15 protein-coding genes and 1 pseudogene are annotated in these 17,506 nt (G+C 59.8%); 8 read left to right on the top strand and 8 right to left on the bottom strand.

The window, feature by feature from the left end; translation table 11 throughout:
* Nucleotides 1–117 precede the first annotated feature (117 nt).
* The 3 genes from G7066_RS13025 to G7066_RS13015 all read left to right on the top strand — a co-directional run bounded on the left by G7066_RS13025 (nucleotide 118) and on the right by G7066_RS13015 (nucleotide 4,021).
* Nucleotides 118–2,808, top strand: coding sequence for an HtaA domain-containing protein (locus G7066_RS13025; RefSeq protein ID WP_166331501.1), 2,691 nt, complete (start codon nucleotides 118–120; stop codon nucleotides 2,806–2,808).
* Complete coding sequence (locus tag G7066_RS13020) at nucleotides 2,805–3,035, top strand: hypothetical protein (RefSeq protein ID WP_166331500.1); 231 nt, start codon at nucleotides 2,805–2,807, stop codon at nucleotides 3,033–3,035. The genes G7066_RS13025 and G7066_RS13020 overlap by 4 nt, the downstream gene beginning before the upstream one ends.
* Before the next feature lie 65 nt (nucleotides 3,036–3,100).
* Nucleotides 3,101–4,021 (top strand): HtaA domain-containing protein, encoded by a 921-nt coding sequence (locus G7066_RS13015; RefSeq protein ID WP_166331499.1) that lies wholly within the window; start codon nucleotides 3,101–3,103, stop codon nucleotides 4,019–4,021.
* 3 nt (nucleotides 4,022–4,024) lie between these two features.
* On the opposite strand, the gene G7066_RS13010 is transcribed toward G7066_RS13015, so the two are convergent.
* Nucleotides 4,025–4,801 (bottom strand): heme ABC transporter ATP-binding protein, encoded by a 777-nt coding sequence (locus G7066_RS13010; RefSeq protein WP_205881582.1) that lies wholly within the window; start codon nucleotides 4,799–4,801, stop codon nucleotides 4,025–4,027.
* Nucleotides 4,776–5,945, bottom strand: a complete 1,170-nt coding sequence (locus G7066_RS13005) for a FecCD family ABC transporter permease (RefSeq protein WP_166332076.1) — start codon at nucleotides 5,943–5,945, stop codon at nucleotides 4,776–4,778. Before G7066_RS13005 ends, G7066_RS13010 begins: the two co-directional genes overlap by 26 nt.
* 143 nt (nucleotides 5,946–6,088) lie before the next feature.
* Here G7066_RS13005 and G7066_RS13000 point away from each other — a divergent pair, with 143 nt between their 5' ends.
* From G7066_RS13000 to groL, 3 genes are all read left to right on the top strand, one after another.
* Entirely contained in the window at nucleotides 6,089–7,258 is a 1,170-nt protein-coding gene (locus G7066_RS13000; protein ID WP_166331497.1) for a heme/hemin ABC transporter substrate-binding protein, read from the top strand.
* Between the two features lie 124 nt (nucleotides 7,259–7,382).
* Complete coding sequence (locus tag G7066_RS12995; protein WP_244303000.1) at nucleotides 7,383–8,144, top strand: LytR C-terminal domain-containing protein; 762 nt, start codon at nucleotides 7,383–7,385, stop codon at nucleotides 8,142–8,144.
* Between the two features lie 249 nt (nucleotides 8,145–8,393).
* Entirely contained in the window at nucleotides 8,394–10,013 is a 1,620-nt protein-coding gene (gene groL, locus G7066_RS12990) for a chaperonin GroEL (RefSeq protein ID WP_166331495.1), read from the top strand.
* Nucleotides 10,014–10,259: 246 nt separating this feature from the next.
* Here the strand turns inward: groL and G7066_RS12985 are convergent.
* The 6 genes and pseudogenes from G7066_RS12985 to G7066_RS12960 form a co-directional block, all read right to left on the bottom strand.
* Nucleotides 10,260–11,758 (bottom strand): annotated as a pseudogene (locus G7066_RS12985) (sensor histidine kinase).
* A 5-nt stretch (nucleotides 11,759–11,763) separates the two neighbouring features.
* A complete protein-coding gene (locus G7066_RS12980) occupies nucleotides 11,764–12,465 on the bottom strand; it encodes a response regulator transcription factor (protein WP_166331494.1) in 702 nt (233 codons plus the stop codon).
* A gap of 59 nt (nucleotides 12,466–12,524) precedes the next feature.
* On the bottom strand, nucleotides 12,525–14,195 hold the full coding sequence (locus G7066_RS12975) for a DNA repair helicase XPB (protein ID WP_166331493.1): 1,671 nt from the start codon (nucleotides 14,193–14,195) through the stop codon (nucleotides 12,525–12,527).
* A 23-nt stretch (nucleotides 14,196–14,218) separates the two neighbouring features.
* A complete protein-coding gene (locus G7066_RS12970) occupies nucleotides 14,219–14,959 on the bottom strand; it encodes a helicase-associated domain-containing protein (protein ID WP_166332075.1) in 741 nt (246 codons plus the stop codon).
* The gene (locus G7066_RS12965; protein WP_166331492.1) at nucleotides 14,917–16,032 is read right to left on the bottom strand and encodes a hypothetical protein; all 1,116 of its coding nucleotides are present in this window, start codon (nucleotides 16,030–16,032) and stop codon (nucleotides 14,917–14,919) included. Before G7066_RS12965 ends, G7066_RS12970 begins: the two co-directional genes overlap by 43 nt.
* Before the next feature lie 8 nt (nucleotides 16,033–16,040).
* Complete coding sequence (locus tag G7066_RS12960) at nucleotides 16,041–16,310, bottom strand: hypothetical protein (protein WP_244302999.1); 270 nt, start codon at nucleotides 16,308–16,310, stop codon at nucleotides 16,041–16,043.
* Nucleotides 16,311–16,439: 129 nt separating this feature from the next.
* On the opposite strand from G7066_RS12960, the gene G7066_RS12955 reads away from it, so the two are divergent.
* Together G7066_RS12955 and G7066_RS12950 are read left to right on the top strand one after the other, a co-directional pair.
* A complete protein-coding gene (locus G7066_RS12955) occupies nucleotides 16,440–16,817 on the top strand; it encodes a cold-shock protein (RefSeq protein WP_166331490.1) in 378 nt (125 codons plus the stop codon).
* Nucleotides 16,810–17,475: a DUF3027 domain-containing protein gene (locus tag G7066_RS12950; protein WP_166331489.1), complete on the top strand. Its 666-nt coding sequence runs from the start codon at nucleotides 16,810–16,812 to the stop codon at nucleotides 17,473–17,475. Before G7066_RS12955 ends, G7066_RS12950 begins: the two co-directional genes overlap by 8 nt.
* Nucleotides 17,476–17,506: the final 31 nt, after the last annotated feature.

The raw sequence follows: 17,506 nt of genomic DNA, 5'->3' as shown, positions 1-17,506 counted from the left end.
TGACCAGACTAGATGGAGTGGCTTAGGTAAGCCTTACTCAGATCCGACGAGCGATCACCGCTAAGAGCGGCGAAGCTCTGACGCTCGATCCCTAATCTTAAAGTAGGTGCTTGACTGATGACTGCTCGCGCAAGACTGCTTCGCCTGATATCGGCAGCGCTCGCGACTACACTCGTGTTTAGTGGATTACTCGCAACGGGAACGGCGGCGTTGGCGTTCGGAGACGAAGAACAGGCCGGATCGCAGGTAGCGACAACGGAAATGCAGGTCGCAGAAGAACCCCCGCCCGAGGCTGAGTCGGTTACCGTACCCGGAAACACCTCTGGCTCAGAACCCAGCGGTGAAGTTCCGTCGGCTGAAACAACTGAGCCTGCTGTCTCAGACTCTTCCGAACCGGCACCCAACGGTTCGCCAGAGGCTGAGGAGCAGGAAACCGCCTTTGAAGGCGGGGCGGGTGCGGCCCCTGCGCCCGCCGAGGCCCCACAGCCCCTCGGTGCGCCAGATAAGCGAGTTTCTACTCTGAATGTACCGAACCTTTCACCCTGCGCGATGGGCTCAACCGTCGAGGGTGGGACCGCGGTAACGGCGGCAACGCTGAGCTGGGGCGTAAAGCAGTCCTACCGAACCTACATTAAAAGTCGGATTGCTGAGGGTGAGATTGAAAACCTAGGTTCAACCGAGGAACAGTTTGTCTGGAACGGGGGAACAGGGAGCCTATCGCCCGCGGGCACTTCTGGAAGTTTCGGGTTCGGGGTCGGCAACGGTGTCCATTTCTATGGACACAAGATGCAGGGTGAGTACGCTCTTGATCAAACTTTCACGAACCCTTGCATTGAGATTGTTTCTGATTCGAAGGCTAACCTCTACCTTGATGTGGAAAGCCGCAAGTTTGAGGGAACAACGACGCTGAGCCCAGAGTGGTTTGAACAAGATGGCGTGCTCTTTGCGACGATAGATCTCGAGAGTGACCCTGTTGTTGAGAATGGTGCGACAACGTGGCGAAATGCCCAACCTGAACTTACAGAGGCTGGTCATGAAGCTTTTGGAGGCTTCTACAATCCAGATAGCGGATTGGATCCAACGCTCGACAAGATGACGTTTACGGTGCCGTTCGAGATCGTCCAACGCACTCCAACATCTGTTCAACTGCAGACCTCGAACGCTAAGCCAGTCGAAAAGACTGAAGTTGCTTTGACCGCCTCCGTCCAACCCGCAAGCCTCGCTGGGACAGTAACCTTTAGTAGCGACTCAAAGCCCATTGGCAGCCCGGTGCCGGTTAAGGGCGGCAAAGCCGTTCTCAGGACCAAGACCTTGCCCGTCGGAGTAAATAACGTTCGAGCGCTGTTCATCCCCGAGAACTCCGCTGCCTATGTCTCATCTCGTTCCAACACGGTCGAGGTGACAGTCTCCGAGATCCCCACCCCGAACATGGCCGACGGTATGCTCGAGTGGGGCGTCAAGTCAAGCTTCAGGAATTATGTGAACGGGCCGATTGCCCACGGCAAGATCACGCTTCAGAAGCCCGCCACGCAGAACTCCGCGAAGACCACATACAAGTTCCCGCAGGCAACCGGTGGCACCTGGAACGGTAGCACCGGCACAGTGCAGTACGCCGGAAACGTGAACTTTTACGGGCACGATGGTGCGATGAACGTCGACCTCGCAAATCCAGTCATCTCGGTGACGAGTAAAACAAGGGCTGAGTTGCTTGTGAAGCACAAGAAGAAGGTCATGGTTCTCGCGACGATTGACCTCAGCTCCGCAAGACGGACTGCGCTGCAGGGTGGTGCGGTTAACTTTGCGGGTGCCAAGGCCACTCTCTCGAAGGCCGGTGCTGAAGAATACTTTGCGTACGAGGGACCCGAGGGTGTTGAGGGTTTCTATAGGGCAGGCGATTCCCTAGACCCGATGACCTTTACCATCGGCAAACCGACCGAGACTCATATCGTCACACCGAAACCCACAGATCCTCAGACCCTCAACAAACCGACCGAGAAGCCAACCGGGCCGATAGCCACGGGTGCGGGACAAACTGCGGGATCTCTTAACTGGGGGGTCTCAACAGCCTTCGCAAACTACGTCACCGGTCCCATTGCAAAGGGCGACATCTCAACCAGTGGTGTCGGCAATAGTGGCGGCGTGTATCTCTTTCCACAGGCAGACGGTGGCAGTTGGAACACCACCACGCAGACGGGCTCCGTGCAGTACTCGGGTGTTGTGACTTTCACGGGGCACAAGGGGTTGCTCAAGGAGGGCGTGAGTAACCCCTTGATTGAGGTTACGAGTGCCACGACGGGTGTCATCTATTCAGGGGGCAGCCGGTGGGGCATGTTGGATCTGGCCTCAGCAACGAAGAGTGTAGGCGCAAACGGCGAAGTAACCTGGAGCGGCGTGCCGGTGGCTGGAGGCTTCAGCGGTGGTGCCTCAGGCGGCAACCAGTACAGCCTTGCCGCAGATCCCCTCACCTTCACTGTCGGGTCTGCGAGTGGCGTGAACTACGGCTCCACTCAGAAGGGTGAGAGTACCAAGAAGAAGCGTACCGCCGCTGAGATCGCCCCCGCAACGACCGGCATCACGGTGCTCACCGAAGCTTCCAAACTCAGGCCTGGCGGCCGCATCGAGCTTGAAGCCCATGGCTTTGAAGCCGACGACGAGGGGGTGCTCGTAGTGCTCTACAAAGCTAGGGGTCCAAGCCGATCCTGCTTGACGAAGAGGCGAAAGCTGATAAGAGTGGCAGCGTCGCATGGTCGGGAACGTTGCCGAAAGACACGACCGGCGAGTACACAATTACGCTCCAGGGCAGTGTGAACGCGGGCGCGGTGATTGACATTCTCGACACGAAGCAGACCAAACAGAAGCTCACTCAGAAGGCAACACAGCTTGATGGAGAAGCTGTGCAGGCTGCTGGATTCGTTGGTGGAACTCAGAATAACGGTATGTCGACCTGGGAATGGTGGGCAAGCGCAGGCGGTCTAGTGGCCATTGCCGCCTGCATGACCCTTCTCGTGATTCGGCAGCGCCGATTCTCGAATTAGCTGCTGGCGCAGTGCGCCCCGGTACGATACAACTTGAACGTCGCCACGCCCCAGGAGGACAACTCGTGAACACCATTCCCAATAGCCAGCGGACTTTGTTGACTCGTAAGTTCTTGCGCCGTGGGGTGCTGTTGGTCTCCGCGCTGCTCGCAACGCCGCTCCTCCTCGCGCCGGCAGCAGCGCTGGCGGCCCCTTCTGCAAGCCCAGCAAAAGCCGAGGGAGAAACGAATGCCTGCCAGGTGACTAACGGCACCCTCACCTGGGGCGTCAAGGAGAGCTTCCGCTCCTACATCAGTGGAAGCATCGCAAATGGTTCGTGGGATACCAAGGACGGTGCAACCTACACGACCCCCGATTTCCAGTGGGCCGAGGCCACGGGAAGCGTTGACCCAACAACCGGTACCGGAAGTGTGTCTTTTGTTGGCACAGTGCATTTCACGGGTCATGACGGGGTGTTGGATCTCACCCTCGCGAACCCAACAATCGAGTTTGAGGGTGACGGCAAAGCCTCGCTGCTGCTCGACGCACGCAGCACCGACGCCGCTGGCAAGGTGACGATCGACTCCAAACAAGAGTGGGTAGGCGACATGACTGCCCCGTTCCCGCTTGCTGTTGAGGGTGAACCGCTCAAGTTTGACAGTGTGAAGACCGTGCTGACCAACAGCGGTGCGAAGGCCTTTGCTGGTTTCTACGAGGCTGGTGCAAACCTGGACCCGGTCACGGTTTCCCTTGACCTCGCGGGCTGTGACCTCTCAAAAGCCGTTCCTGGCGAAACAACGCAAACCCCTGCGACCACAGAACCCGCGACCGCGGTTCCCGTCGCTGAGACCGGCTCGGAGACTCCCTGGCTGCCGATCATTATTGGAGGAGTGGCGCTCCTTGTGATCGGCGTCACAGCGGGAATGCTGCTGAGTGGGCGCAAACGCACGCGTCCGGCACAGGATCCTGCTCCCCAGGATCCCTCCCCGCAGGAACCGGCCGAGTAGTTCTTAACCGCGTAGCGGCATGACGATCCCAACTCCCGTGATGGGGTGGGGGATCACCTCAACTGGTGTGCGGTAAACGTCGCTGACGATCTCTGCCGAGAGCACCCGCGCGGGTTCATCACAGGCAACTATCTTGCCGTCGCGCAGCAGCGCAATACGGTCAGCGTAGGCTGCCGCGAGGTTGAGATCGTGCAACACCACGAGCACGGCGTCGCCAGCGGCAGCGCGATCCCGTGCCAAGCTAAGCACCGCTTCTTGATGACCAAGATCGAGTGCTGCGGTTGGCTCATCGAGCATTAGCACACCCGTACGTCCGGCCATCACCCGCGCAAATGCGGTTCGGGCTCGCTCCCCACCTGAGAGCGACGGAACACGGCGAGTGCCCAGGTGGGCAATGTCGGCAGCCTCAATAGCCTCGGAGATCGCCGAGTTGTCTTCATCTTCGAGTGGAGTGCGTCGCCAGGGCGCACGCCCCATCTCGACCACCTGGTGCACGGTGAACGGAAACAGCAACTGATTGTCTTGCAACAGCACACTGCGTCTGCGCGAGAGATCGCCGAGCGACCAGTCTGAGATATCGCGGTGGCCAAATTGGATCGTGCCCGAGTCGGGTGCCATGTCACCCGAGAGCAAGTTGAGAAGTGTTGACTTACCAGCGCCGTTCGGCCCGAGCAATGCAAGAACCTCGCCAGCTTTCACCTCGAGCGAGACCCGGTCGAGCAGCACGCGGCCACCACGCGAGAGCGTTACGGCCTCAGCAGAGCACACCACATCTCCCATGGTGGGCAACGTGGGCATCGTCATGTGACGCGCGACGGCCATTAGCCCCACCCGCCGAGCGTTTGCGTGTGCGTCGCAGGAGCCAGAAGAAGAAGGGTCCGCCGACGAGAGCGGTCAGCATGCCGATCGGCAGATCGGCCATGGGAACGATCGTGCGCGATCCAAGATCTGCGAGGGCGAGTAGCAACGCACCGCCGAGGGCAGAAGCGGTTACGAGGGGCAGGTGGGCGGGGCCGAGGATCATGCGCATGAGGTGGGGGATCACGAGCCCCACAAACGCGATGATGCCGGCAAATGCGACCGCGGCCCCGGTGAGAAGCGCCACGACAAAGATCATCGTGATTCTGAGCAGCTCGACGTTCACACCGAGGTGACGCGCGTTCCGCTCACCGAGAGCGAGTAGATCGAGCTTCCGCGCGACAAAATACGCGGCGCAGAGGCCGATGGCCAGCGCTGGAGCGACAATCATTACCTGTGGCCAGCGGCTATTTGCGAGGCTGCCGAGCTGCCAGAACACGATTTGCTCGCGAGACTGGGTATCACTGAGGAAGGTGAGTAGGGCGATTGCGGCACCGGCGATCGCGTTTACGGCAATACCCGTGAGCACGAGCGTGACCACCTCGGTTTTGCCCTCTGATCGGCTCATTGCATACACGACGAGCGTTGCAGCGAGGCCCGCGCCAAACGCGAAGATTGCCGTGGTCCACTCGCCAAAGATCGTGAGGCCAAAAACGATTGCGAGACCGGCACCCACGGCGGCTCCAGACGAGATGCCGATCACACCCGGCTCTGCGAGGGGGTTGCCGAATATGGCCTGCATGATAAGACCTGCAACAGCGAGACTGGCTCCAACGAGCACGGCCATTGCTACGCGCGGGAAGCGGATCGACCAGAGCGTCTGGTCACCGTTCGGGTGTGTGGGGCCGGGGAGCCAGTCGATTCCGATCTTGCGCAGCAACGACCCTAAGATCTCTTGGGGCGGGATTCCGAGCTGTCCGGTGCCTGCCGAAACGAGGATAGCGGCGAGCAACGCCGCCACCAGCACCACAAAGAGAATTGTCTTTGTAGCGGTGCGGCGCGAACCAGTGGCGGAGAGGCGCGCGGCGATGGCCGTGCGACCTGTTGCCGGTGAGGTGGGTTGCATGCGCTTGTAGTACCGCTTTCTCGGCCGCGACGCATCTTGGTTCGCGTGCGGCGGGACGTTGAAGGGCCGAAGGCCCGACATTCATCTTACCTTCATTGGGCTAGGCTAAGTTGGGTGTTCGTCTGATGAAGGGATGCGGTGGAATGAACGGAACTCGACCGCGTGGGTTGCGGCAGCAAAAGACCCGGCAACTTGGCAGCATTTGGCGCAGTGTGTCGGTGCTGGCGCTCGTCGGACTGCTCGGGGTCAGCCTCACCGCCTGCCAGGCGAACGCAAGCGGCACCGAGGGTGGTGTGAAGAAGGAAACCGTTGAGTTGCTCCCGCTGAAAGACGTGACTCCGCTGGCAGATCCGACTGCCTACGAGGGGCCAACCACCGCCGTCATCGGTGGACCCAGCATTCCACCGCTTGCCGATCCACCTGCTCCGAAGCTGCCGGTCACAGTGGTCTCAAAAGACAAAGCTGGTGACAAAAAAATCGAGGTTACTGACACATCGCGCGTGCTCGCACTCTCGCTGAGCGGAACGCTCGGCGAGCTTGTGTATGCCTATGGCATGAGCGATTCCCTTGTTGGTCGCGATATTTCTACAAACTTCGACGGTGCAGATGAGCTGCCGGTTATTACGCGCGATGGGCACTCGATCAACGCGGAGGCGGTGCTCGCGCTTGATCCGACGCTCATCATTACTGACGGAAGTATCGGCCCGACCGACGTGGTGTTGCAACTGCGTGACGCAGGTATTCCGGTGGTGACGGTTGATCGTGCGATTGATCCCGAATCAAGCTACAAGACGGCCCAGCAGGTTGCCGATGCACTTGGTGTCGGTGGGGCGGCTCCTCAACTGATCGGTCATCTCAAGGCGGCAATCGCTGACAAAGAGGCCGAGGTGAAGGCGCTGCTACCCAAAGACTCAGGCAAGCTGCCTCGGGTTGCGTTTCTCTATGTGCGCGGCGCTGCGGGCATCTTTTACCTGTTTGGTGAGGGGAGCGGGGTTGACAGCCTGATCCGGTCGATTGGTGCGGTCGATGTTGCCGAGGAGGCAGGTTGGAAAGGTGAACGTCCAATGACCGAGGAAGCGCTGGTCGCCATGGATCCTGACGTCATTCTTGTGATGACGAAGGGTCTTGAAAGTGCGGGCGGAGTTGACGGGTTGATCGCCGCCCAACCGAGCATCGCGCTGACGCAGGCCGGAAAACACCGCCGCATCATCGATGTTGACGACACTGTGTTGTTCGCGGGTGGCACCAGAATCCCCGACGTGATTGACGGACTCGCCCGCGCAATCTACGCTCCCGACTCTTTGAAAGAGTAACCTCACCTGTCTTGCAGCCTCATCAATGTACGCTAGTTGAGCCGCTGAAGGTCAGCAGCATTGTTTTGAGTTGTACCGGGCAGTCGAGTGTTTGGCTGTGGGATCCGGATCCGAGGAGATGAGCGTGGCGCAAACACCCGCTGACCCACAGGCGAATCGCCGCACCCGTACGGGGCATCCAGAGGATCGTTTTGACCGCGTCGAGCGGAGTGGTCGTGTGGGGGCTCACCGAGTCGCTGCTCGGCCACGCTACTTCTGGCAGTACCTCATCGCGGCGCTACTTGGCTTCGCACTCTTGACCACCGCCGGAATTTTCGCTTTGCAAAGTATCGGCAATGTTGAGGCCCTGCCGCTCCTTGGCAACAAAGGGGGCGCGACAGGCACCCAAAAGCCCGCTACGGCTAAGGTTGACCCTGAGGCGACCGTTGCCATTCTGAACGGTACTCCGACGGAAAATCTCGCGGGTGCTCTTGAGAAGATTATTCCGGAGAACAACTGGGGAAAAGTGGTCTACGCGTTCAGCGCAGACAAGAGCGATGTCAAGATTTCGGCGGTCTTTTACCGCGATGCCGCTGACCAGGCGGCCGCTGCGGGTCTTGCTGCAAAACTCGGTGGAATCTCGACGTACTTCACCGAGGACTACGGTAATTACGGTGCGCGTCTCATCGTACTGATCGGTGAAGATTATGCAGGGCCCGGCCTCGAAGAGGCCAAAAAGATAACTGCCGAGGAAGGCTCCCCAATCTCGGGTGAACCTCAGAGTGATTCCGAAACGGGAAGCACCATTGACCCCATGGCTGACTGGGAAACCGACCCGAACACCGGAATGCTGATCAACCCTGACACTGGTGAACTCGTCGATCCGAACGCCGCACCCGCGCAGTAACTACGCGAGCGGTTGGCTCAGGATCCGCGGGTCTCGATTTGCGTCCGCTTGACGCGAACACTCGCTGAAATTGGCTCTGTGTCAATGCTGAGCGTCGGCGGCAAGTCTGTTTCGCCGCTTGCACTCATGGGGTGAGAGTGCCAAGATTGTGCTAGCAGTCGATTCGACTGAGTGCTAAATATCCGTGCTGCCGCGATTGTCGTCGGCACGGTGATCCCACCACGAGAACGTCCGAGAGAGGCGAAATACATGGCAAAGATCATTGCGTTTGATGAAGAAGCACGTCGTGGGCTTGAGCGGGGCCTGAACACCCTCGCTGATGCCGTAAAGGTGACGCTCGGCCCGCGCGGTCGCAACGTTGTGCTTGAGAAGAAGTGGGGTGCTCCCACCATCACCAACGACGGCGTCTCCATCGCAAAAGAGATCGAGCTCGACGACCCCTTTGAGAAGATCGGCGCTGAGCTGGTCAAGGAGGTCGCAAAGAAGACCGACGATGTCGCGGGTGACGGCACCACTACCGCAACTGTGCTTGCTCAGGCGCTCGTGCGCGAGGGCCTGCGCAACGTTGCTGCTGGCAGCGATCCCATCGCGATCAAGAAGGGCATCGAGGCCGCTGTTGCAGCTGTCGCCGCTAAGCTGCTCGATAACGCTAAAGAGATCGAGACCACTGACGAGATCGCGGCAACCGCGTCGATTTCGGCAGCTGACCCCCAGATTGGCGCACTGATCGCCGAGGCCATCGACAAGGTTGGCAAGGAGGGTGTTGTCACCGTCGAGGAGTCCAACACCTTCGGCACCGAGCTTGAGCTGACCGAGGGCATGCGCTTCGACAAGGGCTACCTGTCGGCATACTTCGTCACCGACGCTGATCGCCAGGAAGTTGTCTTCGAGGAGCCTTACATCCTCATCGTCAACAGCAAGGTCTCGAACATCAAGGACCTGCTCCCCGTAGTTGATCCCGTGATCCAGTCGGGCAAGCAGCTCCTCATCATTGCTGAGGACGTTGAGGGCGAGGCTCTCGCGACTCTCGTGCTCAACAAGATCCGTGGCATCTTCAAGTCGGCTGCCGTGAAGGCTCCGGGCTTCGGCGATCGCCGCAAGGCAATGCTGCAGGACATCGCGATCCTCACCGGCGGTCAGGTCATCTCTGAAGAGGTCGGCCTCAAGCTTGAGAACGCGACGCTCGACATGCTCGGCACCGCACGCAAGGTCATCATCACCAAGGATGAGACCACCATCGTTCAGGGCGCTGGCGAAGAAGAGGCTATCCAGGGCCGCGTCACGCAGATCCGCCGCGAGATCGAGAACACCGACAGCGACTACGACCGTGAGAAGCTGCAGGAGCGCCTCGCGAAGCTCGCCGGTGGTGTTGCAGTCATCAAGGCTGGCGCTGCAACCGAGGTTGAACTCAAGGAGCGCAAGCACCGCATCGAAGACGCCGTGCGTAACGCAAAGGCTGCCGTTGAAGAGGGTGTGCTGCCCGGTGGCGGTGTCGCTCTGATCCAGGCTGGCAAAGAGGCGTTCGCTTCGCTCGAGCTCTCGGGCGATGAGGCCGTTGGTGCAAAGATCGTCCAGACCGCCATCGAGGCTCCGCTGCGCCAGATCGCGCTCAACGCTGGCCTTGAGCCGGGTGTTGTTTCGGATCGCGTTGCCAGCCTGCCCGTCGGACACGGCCTGAATGCTGCAACCGGTGAGTACGGCGACTTGGTTGCTCAGGGCATCCTAGATCCCGCAAAGGTGACCCGCTCGGCGCTGCAGAACGCAGCATCGATCGCAGGTCTCTTCCTCACCACCGAGGTTGTTGTTGCCGACAAGCCCGAGCCCGTAGCGGCTCCTGCTGGCGACCCGACCGGTGGCATGGACTTCTAGTCTGAGCGTTTAGCGAGCGGGGCTGCACCTTCGGGTGCGGCCCCGCTTTTGTTGCTGTGCTGTTTGTTGGTGTGCTCCGCGGGGTGCGTTATGACGAGTACCCAGGTAAATGACGAGCGGCCCCATGCCAACGTGTTGGTATGGGGGCCGCTCGCCGTTATGGGGGACTCTCGGGTTCGGGTCAGTCCGGATCCCAGCCCGGCCCGGAAACGCGGTTCGAGGCCGCGGTTCGGTTCTAAACCGTGATCAGCTCAGGCGCTGGATCGGGATCGTGTCGTCTGAGAGCGGAGCGCCCGGGAGTTCTACGCGGAATGTCGCGCCCCCGCCTGGGGTCTCGTGAACGCTGACCCTGCCACCGTGCGCGTCGACGATTGACTTGACGATTGCGAGGCCGAGCCCCGACCCGCCAGTCTCTCGGTTGCGCGAGTTGTCAGCGCGCCAGAACCGCCCGAAGATTTTGTCACGCAATTGCTCGGGGATACCCTCGCCGTGGTCAATAATCTCAAAGCGAGCCATTGGAGTACCTGTCTCAGACCTCTCCGCTGCCACTGTTGACACCGCGATCTCGATGGGGCTACCTTCTGGCGTGTGTCGCATCGCGTTGCCCACCAGGTTGGTCATCAGCTGGCGCACCTTGTGCTCATCTCCGACGACCGTGGGGTTGAGAGGATCCTCCTGCACGGTCACCACACGATCCGGAGCCTGGGCTCCAGCATCGAGCGCCGCATCGTGCGCGAGCTGGTTGAGCGGTAGCGAGGTGAGATCGAGGGGCGTCGCTCGTCGAGGCGCGCGAGTGCGAGCAGGTCCTCGACCAGCGCGGTCATTCGGATCGCTTCCTTCTCAATCCGCTCCATCGCCTGTCCAACGTGCTCCTCGTCTTCCAGCGCGCCCATGCGATAGAGCTCGGCGTAGCCACGAACGGATACGAGAGGGGTGCGCAGCTCGTGACTCGCGTCACCGATAAAGCGGCGCATCCGATCAATGGTGCGTTCGCGATCCTCGAGGGAACCGTCGAGTCGGTCAAGCATGATGTTGAGTGATTCGCCAAGGTGCCCGACCTCGGTGTGTGGGCTCGCGACCATGATGCGCTTCGAGTAGTCGCCGCGGGCGATTTCGAGCGCGGTTTGTTCTACCTCGGCAAGTGGCAAGAACGTGGTTGCCACGAGCAGGCGGGTGAGGGCTGCGCCCAAAAGGATTACGGCGATCCCGAACCCCGTAAAGATGATGACGTAGTTGGTAAGGGTCTCGTTGATAACCGAGGTGGACGAGGCAATGAGGAGTGCCTTGTCAGCCTCCCCGGGGACGGGAACTCTCATCACGATCGCTTGCCACTCAACTCCGTCACCTCCCTGGAGTTGGAACGTCTGGTTCTTGAGTTCCGCTACACGCTCGGTGTCTAGCTTTGGAATATGGGGAATTGCGGGATCAACCTGACCTCGGGTGTTGTCGGTCTCTAAGTTGCCTTTATCATCAAGCCACGCTACGTAGTATTCTGAACCCGCGAGGGTCACATCTTGGCGGGAAAGATGATTAAGAACCGCATCGGGCGCGAGTGCACGTTTCGGATTGATGCGCAACTGTGCCAGTGTGTCGTTCTGGTTATTGATGAGCATCGGCCGGAGCACGGAGAGCGTGCCGACTCCCGCAACGATTAGGCCAAGAAACAGGATGAACACCGTCACCCCGGTGATCTTGGCCCGCAGCGATATCTCGGCCCAGCGTTCTCCGTAGCTCTGCCGCGCCACCCTACCTACTTTGCTTCAGTCTTCAACATGTACCCAAAGCCGCGCTTGGTCTGGATCAGCGACTCTTCAGTCAGCGGATCAAGCTTGCGGCGCAGGTACGAAATATACGATTCGACGATGCCAGCATCGCCATTAAAATCGTACTCCCACACGTGGTCAAGAATCTGAGCCTTTGACAGGACGCGGTTCGCGTTCTGCATGAGGTAGCGCAGCAGCTTGAACTCGGTGGGCGAAAGCTCAACCGAGGTACCCTCAACGTTGACCTCGTGGGTGTCCTGATCCATCGTGATCGGGCCGATGGAGAGAACGGTGTCCTCGTCCTCCTGGATCGTGCGGCGCAGTACTGCCTTGATGCGCGCTACGATCTCGTCGAGGCTGAAGGGCTTCGTGACGTAATCGTCGCCGCCAACCGTGAGGCCCTCGATTTTGTCTTCCGTGTCGTCCTTTGCCGTGAGGAAGATGATCGGGGCGGTGTAGCCTGCCGAGCGGAGGCGCTTGGTGACGCTGAACCCGTTCATATCTGGCAGCATGACGTCGAGAACTATCAGGTCTGGTTCTTCTTCGAGCACGGCGGAGATGGTCTGTGCTCCGTTACCCACCGCGCGAACGCCAAAACCGGCGAAGCGGAGGCTAGTGCTGAGTAGTTCGCGAATGTTTGGTTCGTCGTCAACGATCAGGATGCGCGGGCCCTTGTGCTGAGTAGTCATGCTTTCAGTCTCTGACCGTTTGCTATGAAGTGGCTGGGAGTCGGGGAAAATTCTGGGAATTAGTGCGACACGCTGCGCAGCTGATCAATGTGATCCGCGTCAAGAATTGTGTAGGCGTAACCCTGTTCTGCGAGGAAGCGCTGTCGGTTCTGCGCAAAGTCTTGATCGACTGTATCGCGCGCTATGAGCGTGTAAAAGGAAGCCGTCAGGCCCTTTGTCTTGGGTCGTAGCAGGCGGCCGAGGCGCTGTGCTTCTTCTTGGCGAGAACCGAAGGACCCCGAAATTTGGATCGCAACAGAAGCGTCGGGCAGATCAACCGAGAAGTTGGCGACTTTGGAGACCACCAGGATACGCTCTTCGCCCGTGCGGAACGCGTTGAACAGTTCTTCTCGCTCGTTGACCGGGGTCTGCCCAGTAATCAACGGAACGCCAAGCGCCTCAGCCATGGATTCAAGCTGGTCAATGTATTGCCCGATGACGAGCACACTCTCGCCGGGGTGCTGCTCGATGATGCGCTTGGCAAGCACTTGCTTTTGGGTGGTGCTGGAGGAAATGCGGTAGCGATCCTGATCCTCGGCCACCGCATATTCAAGCCGCTCGCTCTCGGTGAGGTCGAGGCGCACCTCAAAGCACGCTGCGGGGGCGATGAACCCCTGTGCCTCGATGTCCTTCCAAGCGGCGTCGTAGCGCTTCGGGCCGATCAGGCTGAATACATCACCTTCGCGACCGTCCTCGCGCACGAGTGTTGCCGTCAAGCCCAGGCGACGGCGAGCTTGAAGCTCAGCCGTGAGCTTAAATACGGGGGCTGGCAACAGGTGCACCTCGTCGTAGACGATCACACCCCAGTCCTGCGCATCGAGCAGGGAGAGGTGCGCATACTCGCCCTTACGGCGGCTGGTGAGGATCTGGTATGTCGCTATAGTGACGGGCTTTACTTCTTTGACCTGCCCGGAGTATTCACCGATGTCTTCGGGGGTGAGTGTGGTGCGGGCCAGCAGTTCGTCGCGCCACTGCCGCGCCGATACCGCGTTGGTGACCAGGATCAGCGTCTTCGCACCCACCTCTGCCATTGCGGCAGCGCCAACAATCGTTTTACCTGCGCCACACGGGAGCACTACAACACCGGAGCCACCGCGCTCAAACGCATCGACCGCCTTCGCCTGGTAGTCGCGCAGTTCCCAGCCGTCCTGCACCAGTTCGATGTTGTATGGCTCACCAGGCGTGTAGCCAGCCAGGTCTTCTGCTGGCCAACCGCGAGCGACGAGCTGTTGTTTCAGTTCACCACGAGCCCATGCGGCCACGGGAAAGGTGTGCTCATTGATCTTGTTGCCGAGCAACGGGGCGATCTTTTTAGCGCTCGACACCTCGCGCAGAATCGCAGCATCGTCTGATTTCAACACCAATTGGCTGTCAAGATCGCCAGCTGTGACACGCTCAATGGTGAGCCTTCCGTAGCGCCGCATGGTGTCTTCGATTTCGCTCGCGACGCCCGAGGGAACCGGAAACTTTGCGTAGCGATTCAGCGTCTCGAGAATGGCTTCGGCGGTGTGCCCCGCGGCCCGCGCGTTCCAGAGGCCGAGGCGCGTAACTCTGTAGGTGTGGATGTGCTCAGGCGCGCGTTCGAGTTCTGCAAACACGGCAAGCTCGTGTCGGGCATCCTCGGCTTCGGGATGCGCCACTTCCAGAAGGACAGTGTGGTCGCTCTGCACAATGAGTGGGCCGAGTGTCATAGCGATCTAGTTTACTCGTGAATCTAAAGTGTTTCGACCGCGGTGATAGTGCTCACGGGCAAGGTTCGTTCCATGCCCGCGGTCGTATCGGTCGCGCGCAGCCGCCCTCCGCTGAGCGATACAGGCAGCAACGTAAACTCGTAGGATTGTCCCCTTGCTTCTGCGGTAACTCGCACTTTGCCGCGATCCCGAATTGCTAGCTCAAGCAAGCGTGTGAAGTCACCCGTGCCCGGCTCGGAGCGTGCCGCATGAAACACTCGCTCGACCAGACCCTCGAGCTCGGGAGAAAGTCGGTCCTCCGTGCCCGTCGTCGGGAGAGGGTCGCCGGGAGACACTTCGCCCAGGGCCGGGTCGGTGTCCCCCTGAGGACCGGCATGGCGCGACACCGTGGCTGAAGCCGGGTACCGAGCGGCATTCAGCGCAGCGATAACGTGCTCGGGTCGCAGCTTTGAATACAGTACGCCGTGTTCTTCGATGCTGCGCATGAACTGCAGGTGCTGCACGCTGCGGTCGACGAGAATTGTGTCTCTGAGTTCGGGGCGCGAGACGCTGACCTTACTTTGTCCTTCGTCACCGTGATGCTGTTCAACTTTGATACTGCCGGCGCGCTCAGCAATCGAGGCGAGTAGGTAGTCGAGCGGTTGAGGGACTCCGGTCAATGACAAACGGGTAAAGGTTTCGCGGGCGGTCGTCGCAGTGACACCCCGTTCGATGGCCTCCGCTAATGAAATTTCAGAGACCCGCCGGGTTGTTGCAACACCGATGTGCTCCGGTCGCGAAAGTGCCGCGAGATCCGCCTCATGGCGGGGTCCAGTGGTCCCGGAACTACGATGCTCAGATCAGGTTGTACGTAGATTCCAGGTGCAGGAGGGGGCAGCTCAGCCGTGAGGATCTCACGCACCGTGTCGAGGTCATCTGCCAAGAGGAATTTTGCGGGTTCGGAAAGCGCGCCCTGCACGGTAAGACCGAGGTGATCTGTGGTCGCGACAAAATCTTCGGCTTCCTGACGGCGAGTGTCGGGCAAAAGCGGAAACATGGTTGGCAGCATCGCTGCGGCTGCCGTGAGGTCTGAGTCTGCTGTCTCAAGCGCCGCGCGCAGAGGCCGCGGTATCGCGTTGAGCGTGGTCTGGGCGAGAACAAGCCAGCGCTCGCCACAGCTGAGCGAGAGCCAGGTCTGCGCTTTGGGGGAGAGAGAAAGTCGCTGTTTACTTGGCTCAGGCCAGAGCAACTTTGCGCGATCAAGGGCAGCGAGGATCAGTGAGGTTTCGGCTGGCTCTACGCTCGTGAGCTCTGAGAGAGCACGTACGGTTGCCACAGCGACTGAACCGCTGCGGTTGAGACGCCCCGGGTGATTGTGAAGGGTACGAAGTGTTTCGGATCCTTCTCCCACCGCGGTCAGTGCCGCTGAATACCAGGCGTGTGTGTCAGGTTTTGGGCCCCGTGGCGCTATTGCGTTCGTCGCGGCTCCGAGTGTGTCAGGCGTGATCTTTGCTGCCTCAAGCCCACCCAACAGTGAGGCCGTGACTTCGGGGAGTGCCTTGGGAACGGAATTATGGGTTCCTACTAAACCCAGACGCTTGAGTTCGTCCGTGACCGCGTCGTCGTGTTGTACGGTGGATCCATCCGCTTCGCTGAGGGCGAGTAGCCGTGCGAGCTGCCACCGGTTCAACGGGGCAAGAATACGGGCGATCGAGTCGGCGCGTAGAAGTTCTGTTGCGAGTCCGATCGGATCAGACACGTTTGAAGCGGACTGGGGGCGGCGCTGCCGCACCAAATAAGCAAGCGATTCTTGATCCATCGAAGCGATTGCTGAGGCGAGCGCGAGAGTTCCGCTCATGAGTTCAGCTACTGCTTCTGGCTCTGCCGGAATTCGCGGCGGCGGCGAATCTGGCTGATGATGAGGAGGGTGATTAGTAGAACAAAGCCGACAGGCAAGCCATAGGTCGAGATACCGTACACAATTGGCCAGAGCCCGTCTGCGAGTACCTCGCGGTTGCTCATGCCAACGATGAGCGTTGCGAAGAACGAGAGCAGCGCCACGGCGATGATCGATAGCGAAGCGTAGGCGAGAATTCGCTCAAGCCACGACGGGTTACTGGTTTCTGTGGACATCATCCCCATTTTACCGCGTGCCTGCCGACAGTGGGGCCGAGGAACAAACGCTAGACTCGTGTGGATAAGCGCCCGATTGCGGGAACGTGATGCGATCCCTGTGGGAATCGCCGAGATGGAGAGGGACGAGGCATGCCGAACGGCAAGGTCAGGTTCTATGACGCCGAAAAAGGCTTTGGATTTATTCAGGGTGAAGACGGGCAGCAGGTGTATCTGCACGCCACTGTCGTGCCCGATGGTGCTGACATCCAGTCGGGAACCCGCTTGGAGTACAGCGTTGCTGATGGCAAGCGTGGTCCTCAAGCGCTCTCGGTGCGAGTGCTTGAGACCCCTCGCATGGCGAAGCGTAACCGCAGGTCTGCCGATGAGATGGCAGTGATTATTGAAGACCTCGTGAAACTGCTTGACGGCATGGGCGAAAAGCTGAAGCAAGGTCAGTACCCTGAGCGCCCCATGGCGCGGAAGGTCGCGGAGATGCTGCGCCACGTGGCGGATGATTTTGATGTCTGATGAAGCGGGTTCTGCTGAGGAAACTTCGGTAGAAGGCGAGGCTGTTGAAGCTGACACAGTTGAGGCCGACGCTGCTGACTCTGGCGAAGCCGAGGGTGACGAGTCAGTAGTAAGCGCACCTGAAGAAGAGGCTAGTGAACAGCTTGTTGCTGATCCAGTTCTGCTCGCGGCACGGGACCAAGCGCGTGAAGCGTTGACCGAAATCACCGATGCTGACATGATCGGTGCGGATTTGGATCACGAGGTTCAGGGTGAGCACGTGCTCACCCTGTTTTTCGAGAGCCGACTCTCCGGATACCCCGGTTGGAAGTGGGCCGCCACGCTCGCGCGGGTTGACGAGGAGTCAGCCGTCAACGTGCTAGAAGTCGAAATGCTTCCGGGTGAGGACGCCGTTGTCGCTCCTGAATGGGTGCCCTGGTCGGAGCGTCTTGCGCACTACCGCGAGAACCAGTCAAAGCTTGCCGCGGATGAGGCTGAGCTGGCGGAGGCCGCTGCAGCAGAACTTGAAGACGAAGTGGATGCTGAAGACGATCTGTTAGATAACGACTTCAGCGATTTCGACGATGAAATTCATGGAGCCGACGTCGAGGACTTCGAAGATATCGACGACGATGCTGAGGATTCCGACAACGATTCCGACGAGGATGACGAAGAGTAGTGCCCTCTGTGGCCCTGCGAGAGCTTGGCTC

It is taken from the genome of Leucobacter coleopterorum (assembly GCF_011382985.1).
Taxonomy (GTDB): Bacteria; Actinomycetota; Actinomycetes; order Actinomycetales; family Microbacteriaceae; genus Leucobacter; species Leucobacter coleopterorum.
This window is presented reverse-complemented; position numbering and strand designations above follow the sequence as displayed.